Below are 8,932 nucleotides of genomic sequence, written 5' to 3' on the forward strand. Positions count from 1 at the left end.
TCAATTACTGACTTAAATTTCGCTCAAATAAACTTCGAGTAATTTAAACCAATCAATCAATGAAAATTATTTCGATTAATCAATCAGTAAAAATCCACACAAGTTGTTCTTCAATTCTCTTAATGATTTTTCTGCTCTTCGTCAGAGACAGATTCGACACAATACTAAGCTTTTATCTTAACCCTGTAAGCTAAGATATTCTCGTGTATCGCGTCGGGATGAGTGCATTATAGGGAAAAAAAACCGGTACGCAAGCACTTTTATAAATATCCGTGTTCGACCGGTTCTTTTTCACTCAAATAAAGCTTTTAAAATCATCAAATGATTGATTTATATGGTTAATTTATTTTTTCAATGTTTTGATCTTTATATCTACAATCTTTATAGGCTGTTTTGGCACGTTTTGATGCATGCCATAGTTTGATGTAGGAACCTGAACAATACGTTCAACTACATCCATTCCTTTTACCACTTTACCAAAAACGGCGTATCCTGGATTTCCCGGTGAACGGTTAAGAAATTTATTATCTGCAACATTTATAAAAAACTGACTAGTAGCTGAATCTGGATCTGATGTACGAGCCATAGCTAAAGTACCGCGTGTATTTGCAATACCATTTCCTGCTTCGTTCTTAATAGGTGCTCGTGTTGTCTTTTCCTGCATATTTGCAGTCATGCCCCCACCTTGCGCCATGAAACCAGGAATCACACGATGAAAGATGGTCTCTTTATAAAAACCAGACTTTATATAGCTTTTAAAGTTATTCACACTAATCGGTGCTTTATCGTCGTACAACTCTATTTCGATGTTGCCCAAATTTGTTTGCATCTCAACTAAGCTATTAGCCCATACTGAGTGACTGCTTAAACCTAGACAAAACAACATCAATAGCTTTTTCATATTTTCCTACAATAAACTTTATAAAAAGATAATCATTAAATCTAATCGTCTACAACGAAGAATTCTAGTGAGTATTTATTAAGAATTTTAATTCTATTTTCTATTTAATCCATGTTCCACGTGAAACATGGATTATTGAGTTTGCTTAACTATTTTTATCCCAGAATTTTCTGAAATTTTTACTAATTTCGATAGTATGGCGTTTTGCTTTTCTAGAAATTGGCGTCAGGTTAATAAAACCATGGGTCTGTTCCGGAAATTCTTCGTAATACATTTTTACGCCATTTTGTCTTAACTTATGACTATATATTTTTGCTTCATCATGTAAGACATCATGTCCAGCTGTAATCACAAAAGCCGGTGGATTTTTCTTTAGATTGCCATAGGTAGGTGAAATAATTGGGTCATCAAGTTCCACATTATGCTGAGTTGCATAATATTGTGTGACGTAATCAATATCGGTATTTGTTAAAACTAATCCTTCGTTATAAGCATAAAAAGAAGGATGCCTGCTTTTGAAATCCACTGTTGGATAGATAAGTAATTGTGCTTGCGGAGCATAAGCTTTATTTACTGATCTTTGCGCAACAACAGTACTAATATTTCCACCTGCACTGTCCCCTGCAACCGCAATTCTATTTTTTAATATTTTTAATTGTCTGCGATTTTGATAAACCCATGCTAATGCATCTTCACACGACTGAATTAAATGTTGTGGTGAAACTTCCGGAGCAAGAGGATAATCGATACTGAGAACCTGTACTCTGGCGTATTTAGCCAATAAACGACAAACCTCATCATGAGTATCTAAACCACCTACGACAAAACCACCTCCGTGATAAAACACAATTAATGGCAGTTTCTTGTTAGGAGCAGGATGATAATGTCTGGCAAAGATTGTGCCGCTTTGAAGTGGTAGACGAATATCCTCTACCGACTCAATATAGGTTGGTTTTTGGCGTATGGCCTGCATTTGTGCATCAAACATTCTTCTTGATTCAATTGGGTCAGAACCAATAAAGCCCACTCTCCCCTGTTTAATTTGCACAGCCATCATGCATTTAGTAAATGAATCGAGATCTGGATATTGATAAGAATATCCTAAAATTTTAGCGAGAGACTCTTGGGCTATTCGAGGCAACCTATCGAGTGCTCGAGCAGCGGGGCCCTGCCCCTTATCTAGCAATGTTTGAATTTTTTGATTAAATGCTGTCATGCCTGTCTCCTTGAATCCCTCTTATCCTTCATATTTTCTACAGAATTCTTTGTTGTTTGACTATATTCGCATACAACTCATGCAATCAAGATACAAAGGTAAAAACCAATCTACGCTAATCTGATTTATAGCAAATGTCATTAACAAATCTGTCGATTAAAACAGGACTTTTTTGCCAATTATTGTTAACAGACAAAAAGAGGTACTGCTATGTCAGCAAAACTAGTTGTTACTATGTTAGCAACCAGTCTTTTAACTGTAGGCTGTGTTGCTTATCCAGATGACCCTTATTATCGTGGTGGCGGATATGGTTACCATGATCATGATCGTCGCTATGATCCTGACGATCAACGTCGATATAATGATTGGGAATGGAAACGTTGGGAAGAGCGTCAACGAGTATATGAACAACAACGTAAAGATATTCGTGAACAAGAAAAAGATCGTCGTGAATGGGAAAAAAGGCACCGTGATTGGGATAAAAAACGGGTAGAAAATCGAGATCATGATCGCCGAGATTATCGTCATGATGATTAAATTCACTATTATATAAAAAGCCCCAAAGAGATAAGTCTTCTGGGGCTTTTTTGAGAAATATAAATTCTATTTCATTTATAGAAAATGAGTAGCAGCTCATTTCATATATGTATCGGCATCTTGAACATATATGCTCTATAAACTCATATCTCTTATTTTAGCAGTGAATTACTGAGCAGTTGCAGAACCTGAAACTGAACCAGAAGCACCAGCATCTACTTGACCTGGTTGAGCTTGACCAGAAACACCTGCGTCAATACCAGCACCAGCGTGTACACCAGATGGGCTAGCACTTGTTTGAGCAGAACCTGATGCGTTTAAACCAGCTTCAGATGCACAACCAACAGCTGTAAGAGCAACACCAGCAAGTACTACAGAGATAAGACCTAATTTTTTCATGATTGCTTTCCTTTCATTACGACAAACGTTTAAATGCAAAGTTCATCTTCGCGCTGCCTATAATTCACAATTTTTTTTTCTGACGTGCGTATCATTGGTTGTCTTTTGTAGTAGTAGAAGTACAAATTCTGCAATTTTTTATTAAATTCAATTTTTTAATCTGACCAACCTAATTTATAAATTAAACCATAGATAAACGTTTGTTTAATTTTATCAATTTTTTCTTTTTATTTTGCTGAGCCTTTATATTTAAAAATTTTTCATTTATAGAAACGCTATATAAGGTACGTAGACTGTTACAGAGCTTTTTTACCCTTAAAAGTGGTTTCTTCACAAAAAAGCCGCGAATGATCGCGGCTTTTCTTGAAAGTGAATATGGCTTAAACGTTAGATTATGGCCACTGCATTTCACCTTTTACAACTTTAGCCCCTAACTCTAAACTATCCACGCTTTGAAGAGTTGGATATTGCTTTTGCATAAGTTTGCTCAACTCAGCAGAGTTTTTAGTTACCTTAGCTGCTTTTTCATAACTATTTAAATAATTAATTGAGAAATTAACCGCATCAAGACCTTGCGGAGCTCCTTGAACCATATGAGCAGGTACAACAATTTTAGGCTGAAGAGCTTTGATACTTTCTAAAGATTGAATAACTTCGGCACGATCTTTAGTTTTAGGGGTATCGGCCATCCATAAATGAATGCCTGAAGATACAGGAATCCCCCCTACTACTGCTTTTGCAGACGGTACCCATAAATAGGTAAGTTCTTTTTTACCTTTAATCTCGATTGATTCATTTTCAAGTTTTAAAGTCTTAGCTGTATAAGCTTGAGGCACAATAATTTGGCTAGGTGCATTTGCACCCATTTTTGGTCCCCAATATTTAACTTTAAGCGTTTGAGTATCTTGGATATGTTTTACTGTTTCCGGCGTAGCAATGATCTGTACATTCGGGAAATACTGTTTAAATACGTCTAAGCCGAAATAATAGTCCGGGTCACCATAGCTTACAAAAATAGTTTTTAATGTTTTACCGCTATCGAGAATATTTGCGGCAATGCGCAATGCTTCAGATTTTGAAAATTGTGCATTAACCAATAAAACTTCCTTATCCCCTTCTATTAAGGTTGAAGTCACACCGAAGTGTTCCGGTTTAGCCAGAAAACTCTGGATTTTTAGGTCTTGAGCAAAAGCTGACTGAGCCATAGTGAATGCCGTTGCAGTAGCAAGCGCAGAAGCGGTTAATTTAAATAATTTCATTAGGTATTCTCCTGTTTCATGAAGAACACTTTAAATTGCAATTTATGTAAGATAAATGCACTAATTTAAGATAAACTGTTGCATATATTGTAATAATAGCTAGACATATGGATACTTTAAAAGCGATTCAGGTCTTTGTTTCTATTGCACAACATGGCAATTTGACCAAAGCCGCAGAGCATCTTAATTATTCTCGTGCCATGGTTTCGCGTTATCTTGAGCACCTTGAACACACGTTCTCAACTCGACTTTTTCAGAGAAATACCCGAAAAATATCTCTTACTCCCGCAGGTGAGAAAGCTCTGCTCTACTGTGAAAATATTTTACAGCAACAACAACTTTTACAAGAGCTCGCAGCGCCTGAGCAACATAACGGTACAATCCGTTTTACATGCGGTTTATTTTTATTTGAACTTGGGGTAGCAGAATGTATTCGTCAATTTAAGCGACAGCATCCTCATATTCAGTTTGATGTTTACCTAACTGAAAGCACAATTGATCTTATAGATGCACAAGTGGACTTGGCACTACGTATTACTCAAAAGGTAGCTGATGGTTTAATTGCTCGGCCAGTTTGTCAGATCGAGTCCGTTTTCTGTGCTCATCCGGATTATTTAAAACAGCACAGTCCCCTGCTGCATCCTCGTCAGCTGATTCAGCATGAATGTATTGCTCATCATAGTCAGCATCAATTCTGGACACTTTTTGATAATGAACAACAACCTCAGAACTATCCTTTAAATGTTACTTTTAAAAGTAATGATGTGAATGCGCTTTACGATATGTGCTTACATGCCCAGGGAGTTGCGATGTTACCGTCATTATTAGTTGAGAAAGATTTAAAAGAAAAACGCCTAACGGCTTTATTTAAAAAATTTACGGCTCCTGAGTTAAGTTTGTCGGTTGTGTATGCTTCTAGACAACATTTACCCCGAATCACTCAAGAATTTATAGCTTTTATGATCGAAAATCTGGATTTTTACTTAAAACCGCAAAATTAAAAGCTTTAAATTGCCGTGTACGCTTGAATTTTTAGGCAATGCCCATACTTCATCCCTATTAATGAATTACAGCATATGCATGGCAGTTCAGGTTTTACACAGTAAATACTGATGCCAAAAAGGACTGTACATGTTTAAAAACCCATTTAAACGGAGATCATCAATGGCTAATGAGCAAAACGAGCAAGCTCAAGACATTCAAAATGAGCAAGCTGAGCAATCTAACGAGCAAACTCAGGCTGAAGGTGTAGAGCAAGCAAACGACGTTACCGTTGAATCTTTACAAGCGCAAATCACTAAACTAGAAGAAAATCTTAAACTTGAAAAAGCTCGTACTGCAAATGCAGTTTACGAAGCACAAAAAAGTGTAGAGCGTATTCAACGTGAGTCTGAGAAGCATAAAGAAACTGTGCTTGAAAAATTTGCCAAAGAATTGTTGGATTCTGTCGACAATTTAGAACGTGCAATTCAGGCTGCTGGTGGTGAAGAAACACCTGTACTTGAAGGTGTTAAGTTAACTTTGAAGTCATTGTTAACGACTCTTGAGAAATTTGGCGTTGTAGAAGCTGATACTCAAAATGGTTTCAACGCAGATTTACACCAAGCTGTTGGTATTGATCCAAATGCCAAAGCCAATGAAATCGGCACCGTTTTACAAAAAGGCTATACCTTAAATGGTCGCTTGTTGCGCCCTGCTATGGTTATGGTTGGTCAATAAAATGAGCAAAAGCGAAGCATCGCTTCGCTAAAAGCACAAAATTTGAGAGTTTTTTGATTTTTTTTCATAAAAATGCTTGAAAAAAACCGATTGACTCTCATATCGAATAACAAGCAAAAACATTGCAACAGAATTTTAGAGGAACACACCAAATGGCGAAAATTATTGGTATTGACTTAGGTACTACCAACTCATGTGTTGCTGTACTTGAAGGCGATAAAGTAAAAGTAATCGAAAACGCTGAAGGCGCACGTACAACTCCATCGATCATTGCTTATAAAGATGGCGAGATCTTGGTTGGTCAAAGCGCTAAGCGTCAAGCAGTAACAAACCCTAAAAATACATTATTCGCGATCAAGCGTTTAATTGGTCGTCGTTATGAAGATCAAGCAGTACAAAAAGACATTGGTCTTGTACCGTATAAAATCATCAAAGCAGACAACGGTGATGCTTGGGTTGAAGTAAACGATAAAAAATTAGCGCCTCAACAAATCTCTGCTGAAATCTTGAAAAAGATGAAAAAAACTGCAGAAGATTATTTAGGTGAAACAGTAACTGAAGCGGTAATTACCGTTCCTGCTTACTTTAACGATGCTCAACGTCAAGCAACTAAAGATGCGGGTAAAATCGCTGGTTTAGATGTTAAACGTATCATTAACGAACCAACGGCTGCGGCTCTTGCGTTCGGTATGGACAAAAAAGAAGGCGACCGTAAAGTTGCAGTTTACGACTTAGGTGGTGGTACTTTTGACGTATCTATCATTGAAATCGCAGACCTTGATGGCGACCAACAAATCGAAGTGTTATCAACTAACGGTGATACTTTCCTTGGTGGTGAAGACTTTGATAACGCGTTAATTGAATACTTAGTTGAAGAATTCAAGAAAGAACAAAGTGTGAACTTGAAAAATGATCCACTTGCGTTACAACGTTTGAAAGAAGCTGCTGAAAAAGCAAAAATCGAGCTTTCTTCATCAAATGCAACTGAAATCAACCTTCCATACATCACTGCTGATGCGACTGGTCCTAAACACTTAGTGATCAACGTAACTCGTGCAAAACTTGAAGGTTTAGTTGCTGACTTAGTTGCTCGTACAATTGAACCTTGCCGTATTGCACTTAAAGATGCTGGTCTTTCGACTTCTGACATCTCTGACGTAATTTTGGTTGGTGGTCAGTCTCGTATGCCACTTGTACAACAAAAAGTACAAGAATTCTTCGGTAAAGAGCCACGTAAAGACGTGAACCCTGACGAAGCAGTTGCAATCGGTGCAGCAATTCAAGGTGCTGTATTGTCTGGTGACAAGAATGACGTATTACTTCTTGACGTAACACCATTAACTTTAGGTATTGAAACAATGGGCGGTGTATTAACACCAATCATTGAGAAAAACACTACGATTCCTGCGAAGAAATCACAAGTGTTCTCTACTGCTGCTGATAACCAACCAGCTGTAGATATTTCAGTTTACCAAGGTGAACGTAAGATGGCTCAACAAAACAAATTGTTGGGTAACTTCCAATTAGGTGATATCCCACCTGCTCCACGTGGTGTGCCGCAAATTGAAGTATCGTTTGACATCAACGCTGATGGTATCTTGAAAGTGTCTGCAAAAGACAAGAGCACTGGTAAAGAGCAATCGATTCAGATTAAAGCAAACTCAGGTTTATCTGATGCTGAAATCGAAGCGATGATTAAAGATGCTGAAGCGAATGCTGAAGAAGACCGTAAGTTTGAAGAACTTGCAAAAGCTCGTAACGAAGCTGATGCATTAATTTCAAGCTCGAACAAAGCTGTTAAAGATCTTGGTGACAAAGTGACTGAAGATGAAAAAACAGCGGTAAGCACAGCGGTTTCTGAACTTGAAGCAGCAACTAAAGAAAATGATGTTGAAGTGATCAAAGCGAAAACTGAAGCTTTACAAAACATTTTGATGCCGATCACTCAACGTGCTTATGAACAAGCACAACAAGCTGGTGGTGCTGAAGGTTTTGATCCTAATGCATTCCAAGGTGGCGATGCGGGTCAACAAAAAGCTGATGATGGCGTTGTAGATGCTGAATTCACAGAAGTAAAAGATGACAAAAAATAATTTGTCTCTTTAGAAAAGACCGCGCGAAAGCGCGGTTTTTTTATGAGTTACAAAAAGAAACAATTATTGTTTTTATATCAATTTGGTTATTTTGTAGTCAAAATAGTCAATTATTAAAATTAACTTTTTATTATTTATAATTATTTTAAAAAATTAAAATCACTGTTATTAAATCCATTAAATTTTCCATTAGTGCCAAATAAATAGATTTATCCCTTCCCTTTCTTTAGCAAGATCACAAAACAACCACAATCTCTGGTCTCCTTTATCACTTTGACGGATCCGAATTACTTACTAACAATAAGAATTTATTTATATTTTTATTTTTGCCATGAAAAAATTTCTATGGTGGGGAATGAGCTTTTACTTAAGTATGAGCTTATACACAGTTGCTTTTGCTCAAAGCCGTTTATCAACTATTTCTTTTAATCAACCTCTAAAATACAAGATTGATTATATAGATCCACGTTTTCATATTACCAAGGAACAATTTATTCAAATTGGTCAAGAAGCTGCTGGGATTTGGCAGAAAGAGACAGGTAAGACCTATTTTATTTATGACCCACAAGCAGAACTTACAATTAATTTAGTGTTTGATGATTATCAAGCTGTTCAAAATGAAAGAAAAATTAATATAAATAAGTTATTACAACAGCAGGAAGAATTGCGGGAGAAAAATAAAGCTGTTCTATTATCTAAACAACAAATAGATCAGGAAACTGCTCTTTTGAATGAAGCAAAAGAGGAACTAAATAATAGATTTGAACAATATCAAAAGGATGTAACTCTTTTTAACCAAGGAGATAAT

The 8,932-nt window shown here is 36.7% G+C and carries 7 protein-coding genes and 2 pseudogenes; 5 read left to right on the forward strand and 4 right to left on the reverse strand.

Annotated features, from left to right (window positions below; translation table 11 throughout):
- Nucleotides 1-343: 343 nt before the first annotated feature.
- On the reverse strand, nucleotides 344-901 hold the full coding sequence (locus tag ACH63V_RS17375; protein ID WP_396464219.1) for a peptidylprolyl isomerase: 558 nt from the start codon (nucleotides 899-901) through the stop codon (nucleotides 344-346).
- A 145-nt stretch (nucleotides 902-1,046) separates the two neighbouring features.
- Nucleotides 1,047-2,117 (reverse strand): alpha/beta hydrolase, encoded by a 1,071-nt coding sequence (locus ACH63V_RS17380; protein WP_396464220.1) that lies wholly within the window; start codon nucleotides 2,115-2,117, stop codon nucleotides 1,047-1,049.
- 210 nt (nucleotides 2,118-2,327) lie between these two features.
- Here ACH63V_RS17380 and ACH63V_RS17385 point away from each other — a divergent pair, with 210 nt between their 5' ends.
- Nucleotides 2,328-2,654, forward strand: a complete 327-nt coding sequence (locus tag ACH63V_RS17385; RefSeq protein WP_396464221.1) for a hypothetical protein — start codon at nucleotides 2,328-2,330, stop codon at nucleotides 2,652-2,654.
- Between the two features lie 168 nt (nucleotides 2,655-2,822).
- Here the strand turns inward: ACH63V_RS17385 and ACH63V_RS17390 are convergent, their stop codons facing one another.
- Both ACH63V_RS17390 and ACH63V_RS17395 read right to left on the reverse strand, forming a co-directional pair.
- The gene (locus ACH63V_RS17390; protein ID WP_002051903.1) at nucleotides 2,823-3,053 is read right to left on the reverse strand and encodes a hypothetical protein; all 231 of its coding nucleotides are present in this window, start codon (nucleotides 3,051-3,053) and stop codon (nucleotides 2,823-2,825) included.
- A 392-nt stretch (nucleotides 3,054-3,445) separates the two neighbouring features.
- Nucleotides 3,446-4,312: an MBL fold metallo-hydrolase gene (locus ACH63V_RS17395; protein WP_396464222.1), complete on the reverse strand. Its 867-nt coding sequence runs from the start codon at nucleotides 4,310-4,312 to the stop codon at nucleotides 3,446-3,448.
- Nucleotides 4,313-4,419: 107 nt separating this feature from the next.
- On the opposite strand from ACH63V_RS17395, the pseudogene ACH63V_RS17400 reads away from it, so the two are divergent.
- The 4 genes and pseudogenes from ACH63V_RS17400 to ACH63V_RS17415 all read left to right on the forward strand — a co-directional run.
- A pseudogene (locus ACH63V_RS17400) lies at nucleotides 4,420-5,348 on the forward strand (LysR family transcriptional regulator).
- Between the two features lie 128 nt (nucleotides 5,349-5,476).
- Nucleotides 5,477-6,031: a nucleotide exchange factor GrpE gene (grpE, locus tag ACH63V_RS17405; protein ID WP_086223625.1), complete on the forward strand. Its 555-nt coding sequence runs from the start codon at nucleotides 5,477-5,479 to the stop codon at nucleotides 6,029-6,031.
- A gap of 152 nt (nucleotides 6,032-6,183) precedes the next feature.
- Entirely contained in the window at nucleotides 6,184-8,124 is a 1,941-nt protein-coding gene (dnaK, locus tag ACH63V_RS17410; protein WP_396464223.1) for a molecular chaperone DnaK, read from the forward strand.
- 331 nt (nucleotides 8,125-8,455) lie between these two features.
- Nucleotides 8,456-8,932 (forward strand): annotated as a pseudogene (locus tag ACH63V_RS17415) (peptidase); the annotation flags it as partial.

This window comes from Acinetobacter sp. ABJ-A23_2 (genome assembly GCF_044538765.1).
Classification (GTDB): Bacteria; Pseudomonadota; Gammaproteobacteria; order Pseudomonadales; family Moraxellaceae; genus Acinetobacter; species Acinetobacter nosocomialis_A.